Source organism: Pseudomonas sp. HMSC063H08 (genome assembly GCF_001813645.1).
In the GTDB taxonomy this organism is placed as follows: domain Bacteria; phylum Pseudomonadota; class Gammaproteobacteria; order Pseudomonadales; family Pseudomonadaceae; genus Pseudomonas; species Pseudomonas aeruginosa.
The window spans coordinates 182514-200882 of record NZ_KV813593.1; the positions used below are offsets into that span (position 1 = coordinate 182514).

General features: G+C 58.3%; 10 protein-coding genes and 2 pseudogenes. 2 read left to right on the top strand and 10 right to left on the bottom strand.

From position 1 onward, the window contains the following. Nucleotides 1-72 precede the first annotated feature (72 nt). The 9 genes from HMPREF2924_RS35680 to HMPREF2924_RS28110 all read right to left on the bottom strand — a co-directional run bounded on the left by HMPREF2924_RS35680 (nucleotide 73) and on the right by HMPREF2924_RS28110 (nucleotide 15970). The gene (locus HMPREF2924_RS35680; protein WP_123809169.1) at nucleotides 73-453 is read right to left on the bottom strand and encodes a hypothetical protein; all 381 of its coding nucleotides are present in this window, start codon (nucleotides 451-453) and stop codon (nucleotides 73-75) included. 317 nt (nucleotides 454-770) lie between these two features. Further along, a complete protein-coding gene (locus HMPREF2924_RS28080; RefSeq protein WP_003134349.1) occupies nucleotides 771-3872 on the bottom strand; it encodes a type I restriction endonuclease subunit R in 3102 nt (1033 codons plus the stop codon). Nucleotides 3873-3881: 9 nt separating this feature from the next. Next, nucleotides 3882-7133 carry a type I Zorya anti-phage system protein ZorD gene (gene zorD, locus HMPREF2924_RS28085; protein WP_003134351.1) on the bottom strand — a complete coding sequence of 1084 codons (3252 nt, stop codon included), beginning with the start codon at nucleotides 7131-7133 and terminating at the stop codon, nucleotides 3882-3884. Further along, nucleotides 7133-8809: a type I Zorya anti-phage system protein ZorC gene (gene zorC, locus HMPREF2924_RS28090; RefSeq protein ID WP_023094895.1), complete on the bottom strand. Its 1677-nt coding sequence runs from the start codon at nucleotides 8807-8809 to the stop codon at nucleotides 7133-7135. Before zorC ends, zorD begins: the two co-directional genes overlap by 1 nt. Then, a complete protein-coding gene (gene zorB1, locus HMPREF2924_RS28095; protein ID WP_003127984.1) occupies nucleotides 8810-9547 on the bottom strand; it encodes a type I Zorya anti-phage system protein ZorB1 in 738 nt (245 codons plus the stop codon). A 12-nt stretch (nucleotides 9548-9559) separates the two neighbouring features. Further along, nucleotides 9560-11755: a type I Zorya anti-phage system protein ZorA1 gene (gene zorA1 / locus HMPREF2924_RS28100; protein WP_003127983.1), complete on the bottom strand. Its 2196-nt coding sequence runs from the start codon at nucleotides 11753-11755 to the stop codon at nucleotides 9560-9562. A gap of 71 nt (nucleotides 11756-11826) precedes the next feature. Beyond that, on the bottom strand, nucleotides 11827-13176 hold the full coding sequence (locus HMPREF2924_RS35095; protein WP_003134354.1) for a restriction endonuclease subunit S: 1350 nt from the start codon (nucleotides 13174-13176) through the stop codon (nucleotides 11827-11829). Further along, on the bottom strand, nucleotides 13166-15076 hold the full coding sequence (locus HMPREF2924_RS28105; protein WP_023094896.1) for a class I SAM-dependent DNA methyltransferase: 1911 nt from the start codon (nucleotides 15074-15076) through the stop codon (nucleotides 13166-13168). The genes HMPREF2924_RS35095 and HMPREF2924_RS28105 overlap by 11 nt, the downstream gene beginning before the upstream one ends. 231 nt (nucleotides 15077-15307) lie before the next feature. Next, complete coding sequence (locus HMPREF2924_RS28110; RefSeq protein WP_023094897.1) at nucleotides 15308-15970, bottom strand: OB-fold protein; 663 nt, start codon at nucleotides 15968-15970, stop codon at nucleotides 15308-15310. A 137-nt stretch (nucleotides 15971-16107) separates the two neighbouring features. On the opposite strand from HMPREF2924_RS28110, the gene HMPREF2924_RS28115 reads away from it, so the two are divergent. Next, nucleotides 16108-16983 (top strand): helix-turn-helix transcriptional regulator, encoded by an 876-nt coding sequence (locus tag HMPREF2924_RS28115; protein ID WP_003127947.1) that lies wholly within the window; start codon nucleotides 16108-16110, stop codon nucleotides 16981-16983. A gap of 14 nt (nucleotides 16984-16997) precedes the next feature. Next, nucleotides 16998-17575, top strand: a pseudogene (locus HMPREF2924_RS28120) (plasmid pRiA4b ORF-3 family protein). Nucleotides 17576-17940: 365 nt separating this feature from the next. Here HMPREF2924_RS28120 and HMPREF2924_RS36665 read toward each other — a convergent pair. Beyond that, a pseudogene (locus tag HMPREF2924_RS36665) lies at nucleotides 17941-18336 on the bottom strand (hypothetical protein); the annotation flags it as partial. Nucleotides 18337-18369 lie beyond the last annotated feature (33 nt).

Below are 18369 nucleotides of genomic sequence, written 5' to 3' on the forward strand. Positions count from 1 at the left end.
CCTTCACAACACCTTAAAATCAAGGGCCCTCTGGGGCCCTTTTCTCACAAAGCTTCAGCTAAAAGCCAATCTTCAAGCATCATTCTTCAAATAAAACGTCCTTCGATATGGGTATATAGGACGGTTATAGAGCATACGAATTCTGCCAACAAGAGCATTCAATGTTTCAGCAACACTCAAATACCCACTTTGACTTTCATTCATCGAAACAGGCCCAAAGGGGCTAAATTCAAGACCAATGTCAAGACAAGCAGTCCAAAACACCCGAAGCTCTCTTGCGCCCACAGGGCTTTTAACACCCGCCAAATAAAAATGCTCAAGCTGCGGCAAGCATTTGAGGTTTTCAAAAAGCTTGGTTGGCTCGTACTGAACCACACCCTCTTGATCAGTTCTGACATAAAAGACTGGCATGTCAGTAGCGACAACCGCGCGAACCAGCTTCTTGATTAACAACTGAGGGGGCTGATACCTGCGACGAGGTAAGAATCGTGGTCTGGCTGGGCACATAAAAATCTCACTATAGGGTTTGCGGTTCTATGTGGCGCCTCGAAAGCTTAAATGACTGTGCCCTTTACCCACAAACGCGAGTTACAAGAAACACCTGTAGAGACTGCCAAAGTTGTCAGCAGCACGCTCCTCAGTATTTACACATGCGAAAACCCGGAGCGACAAGCCCACTGCAACGGCACATAGTTTTCTTTTTATACAACTTCCCCATCTAGCCACATGAAGTATGTAAAAGCACCCTGCAAAATACTTAGCTTGGCCTCTTAAATCCAAGCCTCGCAAAGTGTCTCAGCCTGCGCCAGCACCAACTGCGCAGCTTCCTCCTGCCGATCCGGCGGGTATTTGTATTTGCGCAGGATGCGCTTGACCAGAAGCCGCAGTTTGGCACGCACACTGTCGCGATTGCTCCAATCGACCGTCACGTTCTGACGCAGGCTAGCGGTCAGCTCATGGGCGATCTTGGCCAGGATTTCATCGCCCAGTTCGCGCACCGAGGCCTCGTTGTTGGCCAGCGCATCGTAGAAGGCCAGCTCGTCATCATTGAGCCCAAGCTGCTCCCCACGCTTGCTCGCTGCAGCAAACTTCTTGGCCATCTCGATCAGCTCTTCGATAACCTGGGCGGTTTCGATGGAGCGGTTCTGGTAGCGCTTGATCACGCTATCGAGCAACTCAGAGAACTTCTTCTCCTGGGCCAGGTTGCTGGCGAACTTGCTCTTGATCTCTCCCTCCAGCAGCCGCTCCAGCAGCTCGACGGCGAGGTTCTTCTCCGGCAGGTTGCGCACGTCAGCGAGGAATTCGTCATCGAGCAGGCCGATGTTGGGCTTGTCGAGGCCGACCGCCTCGAACACATCCACCACCTCGCCGGAGACCACGGCATTGCCGATGATCTGGCGGATCGCCAGCTCACGTTCTTCGTCGGTTTTCTTTTGGGCGCTGATGTCACGCTTGGTCAGCAGTACCTTGATCGCCTGAAGGAAGGCCACTTCCTCACGCACCGCCTTGGCCTCGTCCAGGGTGCAGCACAGGGTAAAAGCCTTGCTCATGGCCAGCGCATTGTCGGCAAAGCGCTTCTTGCCATCCTTCAGCCCCAGCACATGGTTGGCGGCACCGGCCAGCAGCTTGTGCCCGCCGATCAGGAAGTCGCCGTAATCGAAGCCATGCAGCAGGCTGCGCAGCACGTCGAGTTTTTCCTCCAGAACCGCATAGGCTTCATGGGCATCGACGGTGGGCCGCCCCCTGCCCTTGCTGGCGGTGTATTCCTTGAGCGCCGCCTTCAGTTCGTTGGCAATGCCGATGTAATCCACCACCAGGCCGCCCTGCTTGTCCTTGAACACCCGGTTTACCCGGGCGATGGCCTGCATCAGATTGTGGCCCTTCATCGGTTTGTCTACATACAGGGTATGCACGCAAGGCGCATCGAAGCCAGTCAGCCACATGTCGCGGACGATCACCAGTTGCAGCGGATCGGCAGGATCCTTGAAACGCTTCTCCAGGCGTTTCTTCACCTGGCCGGGATAAATATGCGGGCGCAGCAGTGCCTTGTCCGAGGCACTGCCGGTCATGACGATCTTCACCGCGCCCTTCTCCGGATCCTCGTCGTGCCATTCGGGGCGCAGGGCGATGATCTCGTTATACAGGTGCACGCAGATCTCGCGACTCATGGCCACCACCATGGCCTTGCCGCTTTGCGCCTGGATGCGCTCCTCGAAGTGCGCGACCAGGTCGGCCGCCACGCTCTTGATACGCGGCTCGGCGCCCACCACCTTTTCCAACGCGGCCCAGCGCGACTTCAAGCGTGATTGCTGATCTTCCTCCTCATCCTCGGCCAGCTCGTCGACCTCGTCGTCGATATGCGCCAGCTCCGAGTCTTTGAGCGACAGCTTGGCCAGCCGCGACTCGTAGTAGATGGCCACGGTGGCGCCATCTTCCTTGGCCTGCTGCATGTCATAGACATGGATGTAGTCGCCGAACACCGCACGGGTATCACGGTCTTCGCTGGACACCGGCGTGCCGGTAAAGGCCACGAAGGTAGCGTTGGGCAGAGCGTCGCGTAGATGCTGGGCATAACCCACCTGGTAGCGGGCACTGGCCTCGGCCACCTTCAAGTCCGGCACCTTCAGCGAAGCACTGAAGCCATATTGGGTGCGGTGCGCCTCGTCGGCCACCACCACGATATTCGAGCGCGTAGACAACACCGGGAAGCTGTCTTCATCCTCGCCCGGCATGAACTTCTGGATGGTGGCGAAGACAATGCCGCCACTGGGGCGGTTGGCCAGCTTCTCGCGCAGGTCACCGCGGGTGGCCACCTGCACCGGCTGTTCACGCAGCAAGTCCTGCGACAACGAGAACACGCCGAACAACTGACCGTCCAGGTCGTTGCGGTCGGTAATCACCAGGATGGTCGGATTCTCCATCGCTGCCTCCTGCATCACCCGGGCGGCGAAGCAGGTCATGGTGATGCTCTTGCCCGAGCCCTGGGTATGCCAGACCACCCCGCCCTTGTGCGTACCGCCGGGGCGCGAGGCGCTGACCACTTGCCCGATCGCCGCACGCACGGCATGGAACTGGTGATAGCCGGCGATCTTCTTCACCAGCCGACCGTCATCCTCGAACAGCACGAAGTAGCGTAGGTAATCCAGCAGCATCGCTGGCTGCAGCACCCCACGCACCAGGGTCTCCAGCTCGTTGAACTCACCCAGCGGATCCACCGTGACCCCATCGATGGTGCGCCAGCGGGCGAAGCGCTCGATATCTGCAGACATCGAGCCCATGCGCGCCTCGCTGCCATCGCTGATCACCAGAATCTCGTTGTAGTGAAAGACGTCCGGAATCTGCTCCTTGTAGGTCTGGAGCTGGTCGAACGCCTTTACCAAATCGGCATGCACATCCGCCGGGTTCTTCAGCTCCAGCAGCACCAGCGGCAGGCCGTTGACGAACAGGATGATGTCCGGCCGACGGGTGTGCTTAGGCCCCTGGATGCTGAACTGGTTGATCGCCAGCCACTCGTTGGCCCGCACATCGGCCCAGTCGATCAAGCGTACGAAGTCACCGCGGGTCTCGCCGTCCTTCTGGTATTGCACCGGCACACCGCCGACCAGCAGACGATGAAACAGGCGGTTGGCCGACAGCTGCACCGGCACGCCCAGCTCCAGCACCTGGCGCAAGGCATCCTCACGCGCCGCCAGCGGGATCTGCGGGTTGAGCCGGGCAATGGCTGTGCGCAAGCGCATGGTCAACAGCACATCGCGATAGCTCGCGCGCTCGGGATTGTCGCCGTCGTGGGCGATATCCGGGCCATACAGATGCGCGTACCCCAGTTCACTGAGCCAGCCGAGGGTTTCCTGCTCCAGCTGATCTTCAGTCATTGTTCAATCTCATCCTTGCGCCCTTAACAGTTCCCCAAACTCAGATACCTGAAGCTCAGATGCCCCATGCAGCATATCCCGCGCCAACGCGCGTCGCTTCTGTAGCAGCTCATCCAGCGTCGCCTCAAATGTAGGCATCCCCGCATCACGTACGGTCGGGTAATAGACGTACACGTCCTTCTCCTGCCCAATCCGGTAAGCGCGATCGGTTGCCTGATCCTCTTTGGCCGGATTCCAGCAGCGAGTGAAATGGATAACGTGGTTGGCTGCCTGCACGTTCACACCGAATCCAACCGCAACAGTGGAGAGGATTATCACCGAGAAGCCAGGCTGCCCTTGAAAACGGTCGATCAGTCGCTGCCGGCTCTGTGCACTCTGGCTGCTGGTGCTGGTATCGCCATTGATTACCGTGGGTTTGAAGCCGAAGCGCTCCTGAATCGCATGCTGCAATTCACGTTGGATGTCCCGCAACTCGGTGAAAAGGATGACCTTATCGCCGCTGTCCGAACGCGCAATGTTATCCAGCGTGCTTAAGAGCCATTGAAGCTTCGGCGAGTGCTCCCTCAAGCGTGGGTCAGGCTGTACGCTGAACGGGTGGGCGCACACCAACTTGAGCTTGTGCAGCAGGCCGAGCATGCCGCTCTCTCGCTGCTCCAATTGCTCCTGCATCTGCTGCTTCTGTGTGTACTGGGCAACCTCGGACAAATAGAGATTGCGCTGCAACGTGTGCATCAGCAGTTTGCGGCACCCCTGGTCCTCGATTTTGGCCGGGAGATCCTTCGCCACATCCTGCTTGGTACGCCGTAATGTCTGGGGTTCGATAAGCCCACGCAGGCGTTCAAGCGCTGCTGTATCGCGCTCCAAGCCTGCTTCAATGGGGCGTTGATACTCCCGACCGAACTGGTTTAGCCCTCCCAGGAAGCCCGGCTGAATAAAGTCGAAAAGACACCACAAATCGATCAGCGTGTTCTCAACCGGCGTACCCGTGCAGGCGATACGGAATCGAGAGGGGATTGCTTTCGCCGCTTGCGTGATCAGCGCCGCCGGGTTCTTGATCTTCTGCGCCTCGTCGCAGATCACGATGGCCCACTGCTGCCGTGCCAAGGAGAGTTCCTGATCACGCAAGGTTTCATAGGTGGTCAGCACGATACGAGCATCGCCCATCCAACCCGGCCGCAGAAGATTTTTTATCCCCTTGGCCTGCAGATCCCCGGGAATCTCATCCTTCTTGAACTTCACAGCGCTGAGCGCGCCGCCATAAAGCTTCAATACCGGCAATGCATCCGCATAGAAGAATCGCTGCAGCTCACGCTCCCAGTTATCCAACAGGGAAACGGGGGCAACAATCAAGACCGGTTTACCCTGAGGATTCTGCTCCAAGTACCAAACAACGAAGGTCAGCAGTTGAATGGTCTTACCCAAGCCCATGTCATCGGCAAGCAAGCAACCCGCGACATGATCGGGTGATAAGCCAAACAGGTGCTGCATCCACGCCACACCTTTCATTTGATGATCGCGCAGTTGAACTTCGGGGCGAAGCAGTTCTGGAATATCCGCGTTGGCATGCCGCCCTGCCAGCAGAGCCGCCTCACGGCGCTGGGCATAGGTCGCTTCCTCAATGTTGTGCTCGATATGCAGCACCGCACGACCAGCGACGGGCTCAGTCACTACAGGTGGTTTTGGCTCGACCGGATTAAGCTTCTTCGACCAGGCTTCATAAAGCTGCTCCGCGACCTGGAAAGGTAGCGGGGTTTCAGTACCCGGTAGACATACCTGTTCATCACCCGCCATACGCGCCTGGTCGATGCGGTGCTCAAACTCTTCAAAATCTTCGCGGCTGGCAGGATCCCACTGGCTGAGCAGTTCGCTATCCACCCCAAGCTCTTTCACATCCGCCGGCAACCAGTTTTCCGTTGCCTCTTTCACCAAAAATGGGGATGTAATGCGCTCCGCCTCACCAATGCCGACGACGCGATCACCATACGAGGCCAAATCCAGCACCGCCTCGAATGTCTGCCCAGCCTCCTGGCGCTGCCAGTGGCGCAAAAGCTCATTGACCCCTGCCAATTGCGCGAGATCGAAGTCACTCAGCTCCAGCTCATAGCCCTGCCAGAATCCCGCGGGCATACCAGCTGCCAACTTCATCTGCAGCTCATTCACGAATGGTGCGAACTCATGGGCAAAATCGAAGCGCAGCTCAATTTCGGGTAGCGGCTTGGACGAGATTGGCTCAAGGAACAGACCAATCGACTGAATATGTTTGCCGTCTTCGCCTAGACAAGGTTCCAGGCGAAAACGATGGAAGTAGATGCCCGCGTCAGCCAGCTGCTCCTCATACTCGTCCGCATCAACAACCTTCTCGGCCGCATCCCCGATCACGCTGTAGGGGTTGCGCACCAGTGACAGCGCTTCATCACCGGCTACCCGCCGCCCCGGTAACGCGCGAACAGATTCAAGCACCGCCTTTACATCCGGCTCAATCAGCACGTGCGTCACCGTTCCATCGGCACCCGGCACCCTGTACTTATCCTGCACCTGCTTGTAACCATCGAAACTGGCCAACCAATTGTCAGGCTGCCCATCAAACGCGACATCCAACTCGATAATCGGCGTACCGGCGACAACTGCCTTACGCGGCTTCAGCCTCAAGTGCTCGGGTTTGACCACCACGGTCTTGTCGAGGAACCCGTCCAGCCCCGCACCAGCCCGTTTGGCCAATTTACGGATATTGGCCCAACCGATCTGGTTGGCGACTTCTCCAGGGGCCTGCTGCTGAGTGGCATGCAGATCCCGAATCGCCTTCAACAGCTCCCAGACCGCCCGCGACAGCAGCTCAGTGGTCTCGGCATAGCGCGCCACGGCGCCAACACGCTCGAAAGTAATCAGGTTGCCCGTCTGCGGATTGCGCCAGGACCGGATAAATACCTTGAAATCTGGATCCGACAATCCGCCGGTACTGGCCAACTGCGGTTGCAGATTGGCAATCGCGGGCAAGCCAAGTAAAGGAAGGCTGCTAGCGTGCTCTGGATCATCCAAGAGCTGATAGATCGACTCCCAAGGCAACAGCCAGCGATCACTCAACTGGCTGGCATAGTCCTCTTCAAAGAGCTGGTCCAGGTAGGCAGCAACGGGCCAGCTTGCATCGTCATCGGCCAGACTCAAGGCATAACAAAGACCTTCTTCTTCAATCTGGTAAGCACCAGGCACCGCCCCCTTGGTGGGCTGAGAACGATCCTTCCCGGAAAAAAATCGGCCGAGCATCAAAGCCTCCAGAACATGAGTGCATTGTTTTTCACAGCCTTGAAGCCGAGGCGCAGCAACGCTGTTTTGGCAGCCGCATCATCCCTGGCAAGCAAAACCTGGTAGACCCCGCTGGTCGAGCGGTGATCGAACGTCTTATAGGGCACACTGCCCAACATCGACTTAACCTGCACATCCAGCGAATCACCCGCGACGGATGCAGACGCAGCACTATGGGCGGCGGGTTTGTCTTCGGAACCGCGGGGTTGCGTATATGAAGCTGGACGCTGCGCGACGATTCCCAGCGCCCGGAGCTCGTCATCAAACTTCTCCAGCCATCCTTCGACCACATTAGGACGCCTGGGCGCAGGTGAGTGCCGCATAGGCGCGGGCTTATGGCCCTTCTGCTTTAGCTCTGTATTCAGACCAAGCACTTGCTGATCAGGGTTAAATGGCAACCTATCCGCCCGGTAGACGTAGCAGGCATGGCCCGTACCTGAAAACTCAACAAAGAAGTAGTTACCGATCTGCATCACAACCGCATTGATGTGGCTTGACCCTCCGGTTAGCTGACTCAAGCGTCCTTTGTTCTTCTCACGGAAGGCCACGAAATCACTACTCCGGTCATGCCAGGCATCGCTGCCCATCACAATCCGCGTGTAGCTCATTTGATTGGTGAATCGCAGCCAGTAGAACAGGCGCGACTGGTCGACCTCCGCCTCGCCCTTGAGCAAGGTGAAGAAGTGTTCCAGATCTTCCTTGGCGAACCAGGCCACCACCATGGCGCAGACAGGCTGCTCCACATACTGCAACCAGGCGTTCTGCTTGGAACGCATCTGTGGGCTGCCCCAGTGCTCCAACGCAACCTGCTTGAGTAGCGAGGACGACTGTTCGCGATATCGCGAACGGTGATAACGAGTAAGGCAGGCACTTAGCACCTGATTGAGATAGCGCGTATTCAGTTGCCCCAGAGCTACCAACTCCCGTAGGCGCTTTAGGAAGGTTTCGTCATCCAGCAGGAAAATGCGCGAAAGCAGAACCGCAAATATCCGCTGCCACAACCAACTACCATCCGGCACCTGGGCAATGGCCTGCAGAGAGGAAAGGTCACGCGCCCTGCCCTCAAATATCTCCTCCGCCAGACGGGCCCCAGCCTGAGCGCCGAACAGTTCGCGATGCTCGGCTACAATGCGCATCCACTCTTTCTCGCGACCAATACGCTGCCTGACAGCATCGAAGCCGCGATCAATATCGTCACGCAGCACCCGCCAGTTCGCGTTGTCGTCGGGCTTGTGCTCATCGTAGGCAAAGTAGCTGAAACACAGCGCCAGCCAGTCGCGGCGGCTAAGTGACCGCTGCTCGATACGGCCAGCCACCTCCCGATGAACACGGTCAAACAGCTGATCGTCTTCCAGCACCGGAACACTGACTTCATCGTCATCGGCCAGCCCGGCGAAAACCAGGCGCCACTCTGATGAAGTCAGCGCCTGCTCGCGCTTGAACTTGCCAAGTGCCAGCAAGCGTTTCTCACGGGGCGGTGCCAGGGCTTTTTCGACCTGATCAAAGCGCCGAGAAAGCTCAGTACTGGCGCGTTTCAGCGCCACCAAGCCACTGAGCCCGACATCGCCGCTACGCTCATTCTGGCGCTGCAAGCCGGAAGCGATGGCCGCCGACAGAAACGACAGAGCCCGGCTCATCTAGCGCATCTCCAACTGGCATTTCTCGTTTGCCGCGTAAGCAAACTCAAGCGCCGGTTCCTGACCTTCATGCTCCTGGTCCTTGAGCCCGAAGAACTGCATGCGCAGCTCCACCCGCCGACTCTCCTCCTTGCTCTCCTTGGCATTGTTGAACGACACACCGCCAGCCAGAAACATGGAGCGAATCTGCTGTTGACGCTCAGCTGAAAGCCCTTTCTGCACTGGGCTGCGGCTATCGAGCAGACTGCACATCACCCACTCCGAGCGCTGCAGCGAGAGGTGCAGGTTGTACAGGTAGGAACCGTCCGTATCGGTGAAGCCCTCGATCACCACCTGCTTGAGCCACTTGCGTCCCTCTTCGCTGTCAGCAGCATCCAAGATCAACGGCACAACATCCTGCAGGGCCTGCTGCCCCTGGCTGTTGAGGAAGTATTGATTGTGGCCGAAGCGCCCAGCCTCACCGAAGCTAATGCGGTTATCCCGGCAGTCCACCACGATGGTGGAGTTAAGATCCCCCGCCCTCAGTCTGAGATCATGGCAGAGCTTAGCGATGTCCTTGCCGCGCTGTTTCTCACCTTGTTCAGCCTGCTGAATGCGCTGCGTCACCGAGCTCAGCGAGGCCACCATCACCACCAAAAACAAGATCATCATCGCCGTCATCAGGTCGGCGAATGAAATCCAGAAAGGCTTCTCGCCCTCGTCACGCGCCCGAGCGGGAGCGGCTGATTTGCCGAACATGCTCTACCCCCCTCAGCGGCGCTGAACGCGCTCCATGATGTCACTGAAGTCTTCCAGGCTTTCCTTGACCCCCTCGACACCACCGGCCAGGCTGGTCATCGCCTTGTGCAGCTCGGCATCCAGACTACCCAGCGTCTGCCGCAGGCTACGATCTACCCCCTCGCTAAACTCGTTGAAGCCCTTGCCCAGCACTGCGCTGATCTGCTCCAGGTAGTCGTTCACTTCACGATTGAGCGCCTGCAGCCGCTCACCTTGCTGCTTCAGATCCTGCAGGTACTGACTACGCCCCGCGGACTCACCCTGAGTAGTGGCGACCACACCTTGAATGACCCCAAGCGTCTGATTCAGTGCTTCACGGTTATTGCGATAGTCGGCCACCACACTGGTCAGTTCGCGGGAAGCGCCGACAAGATCGCTGCTCGTGCCCTGCAGCGCGCCCAGCACGCCCGCAGTCGCCTCGCCGGCTTTACTCACGCTCTGCCCGGCGCTGTCGAAGCGCTCGGCTGCCAGGCGCATCTTCTCGGCGCCTTGTTGCATGCTCTGCAGGTGTTGCTCGGTTTGCGCTCCAAGCAGTTTGAGGCTGTCCTGCATCGCGCCTTGCTGATCGGCGACGGCATCCAGCAGGGTTTTCACCTGCTCTTCCAGCCCGCCAACCATCTCGCGCGTACCACGGTGCAGTTCGACCTGGGCGACCTTGCTGGCCTGGTCCATCTGCGTACGGTTATGCTCAAGCTGCTTGAACAGGCCGCCCAACTGCTCGCCCAGCACATCCACCGAGCTGGCGATCTTGGCCATGGTCTCCTGCTGGCCCTGGCCCATGCTCTGCTGCATGGATTCGACAAAGGCCTGCAGATTTGCCGCCATGGCTTGCTGACGCGCTTCGCTATCGGCGAACAGCTTCTCCAACTGCTTGGCCATCCGCTCACCAGCTCCCTCACCTTCACTGCCGATACGCGCGATGGACGCCTGCAGATTGGCCAGCATCTCGTTCATCCCGGCCTGCATGCTGTTTTGCCCGGCCTGCATATCAGCCAGCAGCTGCGCGATCATCTTGGCGCTGTTCTGCGATGAAGCCTCGCTGGCCGAGCGCATGTCGCCGACCAGTTCATTGAAGCCGTGCTGCATGGACTGCATGGCCGCTACCGACTGCCCCAGCATCTCGTGCAAACCGTTGAACTGCTGGCCAAAGGTACTCTCCAGCTTGCTCATAAAGGCTGTGAGCACATCGGTGAGTAGGCTCTGCACCTGGTTGCTCTGGTCGCCACTGGCAGTATTCACAGCTCCGGCGATGGCCTCCAAGGGAGACTTGAGGCTGTTTTCGATGGCACCGCCAATCCGCTCGGCCAGCACCTGACCAGAGTCGCGGTAACTTGCCGAAAGGGTATCAGCCAACTTGAGGTTCTCACGCACCTGGGTATCTACTAGGTTCTGCAGCATCTCGCGCAGGTCGGTAACCAGGCTGTCCTTGAGCTGACGGGTTTGGATCGAGCTCTCATTGCTCGACTTCACCAGCTCCGCCAGGTACTCCTCACCCACGCCACTGTCGAACAACCCATCGATACTCTCAGTCAGGGTTTCCAGGTGCTTGTAGCAGCGGCCCAAACGCCACTTCTCGGTCAGGGTCACGCCAATAGAGGCGAAGATCGAGAAGAAGGAGCCGAGGAAGGCAAATAGCACGTCCTTGAGCAACTGATCGACGCTGGAGCTGACCTGCTCGGGAGTGCTGGGGTCGAAGTGCTGCAGGCCCAGCATCAAGCCGAAGAAGGTGCCGACAATCCCGATCCCCGTCAGGATGCCCGGCAAGTGCTTGTAAAACTCGGTCCCCAGCGGTGTCTCCACCACCGTTTGTGCGGTGAAGAAATGCCCCGCGCCCGCCGTAGCACGGGAGCACAGCATGCGCTGCTCACCCTCGCGCACCTCGAACTGGTCATGCAGCGTCTCGGCATACTCCTGCCAGGCATGCCCCAGCGTATGCTCCTGGAACAGCTGCTCCAGCTCGCTACGGCGCTTGGCCGGCGGCAGCTCCTTGATTGCCCGCACCTGCCGCGTGAGCTTCTTCAAGCGCCGACTCAATGCAAATGAGCGCACGAAGTAACGCAGCAAATACCAAAGGCACAGCACCGTCACCAGACTAAATACGAACACGGGAGCAATCAGCTGCTCGGGTGTTGCCTTATCCCAAAGGTCCAACCACTTCGAATAGTCCATAGCCCTAGCCTTGCTTGTTTTTCAACGGCCTCTGCGGGCCTTTTTCTTAAATCAGGTGATTCAAACAGCCATTAACTTACAGCATCTAGCATCGACTCCGCTTCCGGCAGGCGCAGTTGGCCGGAGATTAGACGGGGTAATAGGGTGCCGCGGAGTTGGGTGATGACTTGAACTCTGCTTTCGTTTAATGCAATGCGTTCTTTTAGTGGCCACACTAGGCCATCAAAGATACTCAAAATTGATGCAGGAGGAACAGTAAGTCTCAACTCGGCTAGTTTCGATCTAGAAAGCTCTGTTTGCCCTGTTGACCCCTCACCCATAGCTTCAATTTGAGGTTGCTGATGCATCATCCATTGCCCTAAGAATGACCAGGTCAAGCCAGTACCAGCACGAACTACTGTGACATGCGAATCCACAATTGCTTGTTCGGACAGAGCTAGCACTTGCGCTACACGGCCAAGAGTACCAACCCCGGTTGAGTTCACCAGCACGTCACCAACAGCTAGACCACGACCATCTATTTTGCGCTGAAACGGGTCATGCCTGCGGGCTTTGGTGAAATCGATTGAAAAGTCACGAATACACTTCTGATTGATGACTAGTACACCACCAGCTTCAACGTACTTTGGAGAGATGCCTCGATTTAAATAGTCACAAACATTACCTAGTTTGGAAGTACTCCACCCCTTTGGCACCAACCCCAGCTCGGACTCTTCGAGGCTATTGGGGAACAGGGCAGCAGTGGCGGCGTCCATATCTTCAGGCTGACGGCCTTCGACCTTGGCGCGCACGGGATCGAAATCGACGAACCAGGATTTGAACAGCGCCTGGGCGATGTCTTCCAGGGTGGCATTGGTTTTTCGTAGAAGGGTGATACGGTCAGTGAATAGATCGAGTGTATCAGCTATAGCCCTTTGCTCGCGCAGGGAGGGCAGAAGCACCTCGTGCTTACGCAACTGCCCGAGATTGAATCCAGGCACTGAGCTACCAATGCCATTGTCAATAATTTCTGCCTGCTTTTCAGGCCCTGAAAAAACATAATAGATGAAGCGAGGATCTACACGTTGCTCATCCACAGTAAGCTTCATCTGTTTATTTGAGATAATGTAGCCCTCATAGGCTGCATCCCTGTCAATCAACCCTACCTGATTGATCGTACCCCAACAGGTAAAAACCAGATCCCCTTTACCAACCAAGCATCGGTCAAACTCGCGCGCTTTTTCATCCGAAACGAATACCAAACCCGAATCATCCAACTTGGTCTGAATGTCTGGGCTCAAATTCGAGCCCCGAATTACCGGGACACCTGCATTCTGAAAGTATTTCGCGCCGATGCTCGAGCCAAAGGGTCCTGTTGCCATAGCACTAGGGCGCTTTGCAGCGATATCTTCAATACGCACGACTTGCCACTCAGAACTCATATCCCAGCCCCCCCAGTTTCTGCCGGATCAACTGATCGAGCTCCGCGCCCTTAGCCATCTGCTCACCGAGCTTTTCCGTAAGCTTCTGCATCTTGTCGGCAAAGGCTTCGTCGTCGTCTTCAACCTCTTCGGCACCCACATAGCGGCCCGGCGTCAGCACATGGCCATGCTCGGCGATTTCAGCCAGGGTAACGCTGCGGCAGAAGCCGGGGATGTCCCGGTACTCGGCAATCTCGCCGCCCACATCCAGCGGCTCGCCGCGCCATTTGGCGACGGTTTGCGCGATGCGTTCGATATCCGCGTCAGTCAGTTCGATCTGTACGCGGCTGACGCTGGTGCCGAGCTTGCGCGCGTCGATAAACAGCACTTCGCCGGGACGGGCGGTTTTCTGTTTGGCGAGGAACCATAGACACGCAGGAATCTGAGTGTTGAAGAACAACTGACTGGGCAAGGCGACCATCACTTCCACCACGTCAGCCTCGACCATGGCGCGACGGATATCGCCTTCGCTGTTCTGGCTGGAGCTCATGGAGCCGTTGGCCAGCACAATGCCGGCGCGACCGCTGGGTTTGAGGTGGTAGAGCATGTGTTGCAGCCAGGCGTAGTTGGCATTGCCTTGCGGCGGAGTGCCATACACCCAGCGCGGGTCGCCTTCCAGGCTGCCGTGCCACCAGTCGCTGATATTGAACGGCGGGTTGGCCAGGATGAAATCGGCACGCAAATCAGAGTGCTGGTTGCGGATAAAGGTATCCGCCGGCTCTTTTCCTAAGTTGAAGTCGATGCCGCGAATGGCCAGGTTCATCGCCGCCAGGCGCCAGGTGGTGGGGTTGGATTCCTGGCCGTAGATCGACACATCGCCCAGCTTGCCGCCGTGGGCTTCGATGAATTTCTCCGACTGCACGAACATGCCACCGCTGCCGCAGCAGGGGTCGTAAACCTTGCCATGGTGCGGGTTGAGCACCGCCACCAGGGTTTTCACGATGCTGGCCGGGGTGTAGAACTGCCCGCCCTTTTTGCCTTCGGCGCTGGCGAACTGGCCGAGGAAGTATTCATAGACTTGGCCGAGCAGGTCACGCGCCTTGCCAACATCGTCACCGAAACCGATGGTGGAGATCAGGTCCACCAACTCGCCGAGCTTGCCATCGGGCAGCTGGGCGCGGGCGTAGCGCTTGTCGAGAATGTTCTTCAGCTTGGGGTTTTCCGCCTCGATGGCGGCCAGGGCCTCGTCGATGCGCTTGCCGATATCCACCTGCTTGGCGGCGGCGCGGATCGACTCCCAGCGCGCCACTTCCGGCACCCAGAACACGTTGACCTCACGGTAGTAGTCACGGTCTTCCAGCTCGGCGTTAAGCACCTCGGGATCGTCGTCACCCAGATAGTAGTCGTCGTTCTCGTCGGTGAGCTTGCGTTCCAGCTCGGCGCGGCGGGCGGCGAAACTGTCGGAGATGTACTTAAGGAAGATCAGCCCGAGCACGATGTGCTTGTACTCGGCGGCGTCCATATTGGCGCGCAGCTTGTCGGCGGTGGCCCAGAGGGTTTTCTCCATGGCCTCGATGCTGGTGGCAGCCTGTACCTTGACCACCTTGCCCTTGCTGGCTTCGGCCTCGACGACATAACTGGCAGATATTTCGGCCACAGCCGGCTCGAAACGCTCGCGCGCCTTGCTTAGCGCCTGCGCCGCCAGACTGGCACCTGCGGCCTGGGCGCGCAGCACAGAACCACCGCGCCCGCGGCCTTTGACCAGTACGCCCTCACCGATCAGCGCATCGCGCGATTCCCAGAACTGCTCTTCACTCAGGCCGGTGAACTGGCTCTTGAGCCGCTCATAGAGGGCCTGATTGCCGATGCTGCCGCCGTCTTCCGGTACTGCCGCCAGCAACGCCTGGGCCAAATCACTCATGCATAACACTCCCCATGCCGCCCACCGTCAGATGGGCCGGCCAATACTCAAAACTGGTAGCAAACGAACGAGAGGGGGAAACCGGAGGGAGGCTCTGAGGCAGGCACTTGGAGCGCCAGCGCCTTTGGGGCCATCCCTGGAATACCACGACCTGCCATTCTGCGATGTTCGTCACCTTATCCACTGGCAGGGCACGGGTAAAGCCGCGCCCTGTGCATTTTATCGCCACAGTCAGTTCGACGGTACGCACTCGTCCGACATGGGGGTTTTCGCCACATCACCACGCCCACGACAAGTCATGGTGATGCGCATTCCGGACTGGAGACCGGCAGCATAATTGGCATGTGTCTTATCCAGTTCAAACTGCGGCTGCATAAACGGGTTCACTCCGCCGCGCAGCGTCACGTAAGGGTTACCGAACAGATCGGTGTTGATCGAGTCGACCACGCCGGTGACCTTGAAGCGCTTGCCCTTGAACTGCTGGTCCGCCGCCACCGTGTTGCGGTCGTAGGCCTGAGCCAGTTGCTGGGCACTGATTTCGCGCAGCGGCTCAGCAGGCACCACCACCTTGGCCGGCTGGCTCTGATTGCTGCTGACGGACCGGCTGGGGCTGCGCTCGCTGGTGGCCATGCCAACCAGCATCAGCGCCAGCCAGGCAAAGCCAATTACCCGGCTAGTGGTGCTGTGGCCCTGACGTAGCAAGAACCAGACGAAGACGATTGGAAACAGGAGAATGCCCACGCCGAGCCAGAAACCAACGCTGCGGATAACCTGAACCCTGGGTTGGGCTTGAACAGGTGCCGGCTGCTTAGCGATAGGCGCCCCACAGTGCGGGCAGGCTGCTGCCTGGTCGCTGGCCATACGGTCGCATTCTTCACAATTGATCAATGCCATGTTGCTACTCCTTGATTGCTCTTCCTGGATTGGCCGGCGCTGCCGGCTTGCTTGTGCGAATCAAGATATGTAGCGTGACTAGACGTATCTAGAGTGTTTGCCTGTACAGGTAAAGTTTTCGAGCAGATGGAGGGGCCATGAAACGCAAGCAATCAATCGAGTCCGTGCGCTGGGATCTGGCCTTGCGCTATCGCCTGATCGAGACAGTGGCCTGGTGGGAAGGCCGCCTGACCACCAATCACCTGATGCAGAGCTTCGGCATCAGCCGCCAACAGGCGTCGAAGGACATCAACAGCTACATCAGCGAACACGCGCCGAAGAACCTCGAATATGACAAGCATTTGAAGGGGTACGTCCCGAGCCGCCGCTTCCAACCGCTATTCATCGACGACAGCGCCAGCGCCTACCTGCACCTGCTCAACCAGAACCATGAGCGCGCCCCGCATATCGAGGGCCTGGCACTGGCCTATGCACACACAGAGGTACTGGCAGTGCCGGATCGCTCGGTAAGGCCGGAAGTGCTGCGCCCGCTGCTCAAAGCCTGCCGGGAGAGTCTGCGCCTGGAATGCGAGTACGTGTCCTTCACCACGCCCGATGGCGAAACCCGCCTGATCGCCCCGCACACCCTGGTTTACACCGGCATGCGCTGGCATGTGCGGGCCTATTGCGAGAAGAATCGGGATTATCGTGACTTCGTTCTGAGCCGCTTCCGGGGCATACCGGAGCTGATGGACGACCCTACCGATCACGGCCGCGAGAGTGATCCGGGCTGGACCACCTCACTGCCGGTGATCATCGAACCCGACTCGCGACTGAAACCGGAACAACGCGCCATCATCGAGGCCGACTACGGTATGCAGGATGGCCGACTGGTAATCGAAACCCGCGGCGCTCTGGTGCAATACGTGCTGCAGCGCTATCAGATCGACCCGACCAAGGTGCATGCCAAGGCAACGGCGCAGCAGATTGTCGTCGCCAACCTGGATGAACTGCAGCCGTGGCTGTATCACTGAGCAAGGATAAAGACATGGCCACTCAACCTCTGCTCTACACACTGCACATCCAGCTAGAGCCGCTGCAGCTCGATCCGCCGATCTGGAGGCGCATCCGCGTCAGCGGCGATTGCACCCTGCGCAAACTGCACCATTTCATTCAGGCGACCATGGGCTGGCACAGCAGCCATCTGCATGAGTTCAGTTTGGGGATGAACCGCTACATGCCCCTGGATACGGAATTCGTGGACGACGACGAGGCGCTGGATGACCGCAAGTTCAAGCTGCGCCGCATGCTGAAGGAAGGCGACCGCCTGCGTTACCTCTACGATTTTGGCGATAGCTGGCAGCATGTGATCGCCGTGGAGACTATCGAGCCCTGCGACTTCACGGGCACCTGGTGCGAGGTGCTGGATGGCGCCGCGCCTGCCCTCCCGAGGATGTAGGCGGTGTGCCGGGTTATCTGGACTTTCTGGCACTGATCCAGCAACCGTCCAGCGAGGAAGGCCGAAGCACACTGGAATGGGCCGGTGGTTGTTTCGACCCGGAGGGATTTGATCGCCGAACGGCCAACGCGGCTGTGCAGCGAATCTGCAACAACCAGTGGGGCTGAGTCAGCAGCGCCCCAGCCACTCCAGCAGAAGCAGTCTGACAGGCTGTTCACGATGAAGCAGCCTGACTAGCGGGATCGATACCGCGACGGTATTGAAGTCCGGACGCTCACTGGACTGCACCGCCATAGGCCATCCTGGCCAGTCCAAGCAGGACCGCTCCCTGACAGACGAAGATCAGGACATCATGAGGCGAGATCAGCAAAGTGAACATGGCGAACCTCCGGGTAGGTGACGGCTCGACCATAGCGCGGCAACCTTGCCATGGCGACCTGTCCACTTTTGGCATGTAAACAAAGTGGACAGATCTTCCATTCAAACGATGGATGCGGTATTGAGACACACCATCCTCGCCCATGATGTTCGACTATCGGAGCATTCCCGTCCTGAGGCATCGAGCTCCCTCGGGCCTCAAGCGCAGATGCTGAGCATCCTTGACGAGATACTTCACCACCTTGTGTACATGGCGCCGAATCCCTCGATCACTCCTCTTGATGCGACCGATACCACACTCGTCTCCATGCTGCTCCTTGTCGTGATTACAGCTATGCGAATAGCCCTGGCCACGGGTGATGTCTTCCCACAACTCGCCTAGCCGGATGGCCTTGTAGACATCGCCACGCACCTCGTTGCCATTGAAGAAGTAAGCAGCATGGATGTGGTAGCCCCTGCCCTCGTGGTGATCACCTTGCTCGACCGAGTAGATGTGGCCGATGAGATGCTCGAAGATCGGGTTCCGTCTGTGCTCGTAGATCAGATCATCTTGTAGTGGTCAACCCATCCCGGACAGTGGGTT

Coding starts and splice junctions, on each gene's coding strand:
- HMPREF2924_RS28105 (WP_023094896.1), bottom strand. CDS start 15,076: ATGAGTGATTTGGCCCAGGCGTTGCTGGCGGCAGTACCGGAAGACGGC.
- HMPREF2924_RS28080 (WP_003134349.1), bottom strand. CDS start 3,872: ATGACTGAAGATCAGCTGGAGCAGGAAACCCTCGGCTGGCTCAGTGAA.
- HMPREF2924_RS28110 (WP_023094897.1), bottom strand. CDS start 15,970: ATGGCATTGATCAATTGTGAAGAATGCGACCGTATGGCCAGCGACCAG.
- zorC (WP_023094895.1), bottom strand. CDS start 8,809: ATGAGCCGGGCTCTGTCGTTTCTGTCGGCGGCCATCGCTTCCGGCTTG.
- zorA1 (WP_003127983.1), bottom strand. CDS start 11,755: ATGGACTATTCGAAGTGGTTGGACCTTTGGGATAAGGCAACACCCGAG.
- zorB1 (WP_003127984.1), bottom strand. CDS start 9,547: ATGTTCGGCAAATCAGCCGCTCCCGCTCGGGCGCGTGACGAGGGCGAG.
- zorD (WP_003134351.1), bottom strand. CDS start 7,133: ATGCTCGGCCGATTTTTTTCCGGGAAGGATCGTTCTCAGCCCACCAAG.
- HMPREF2924_RS35095 (WP_003134354.1), bottom strand. CDS start 13,176: ATGAGTTCTGAGTGGCAAGTCGTGCGTATTGAAGATATCGCTGCAAAG.
- HMPREF2924_RS28115 (WP_003127947.1), top strand. CDS start 16,108: ATGAAACGCAAGCAATCAATCGAGTCCGTGCGCTGGGATCTGGCCTTG.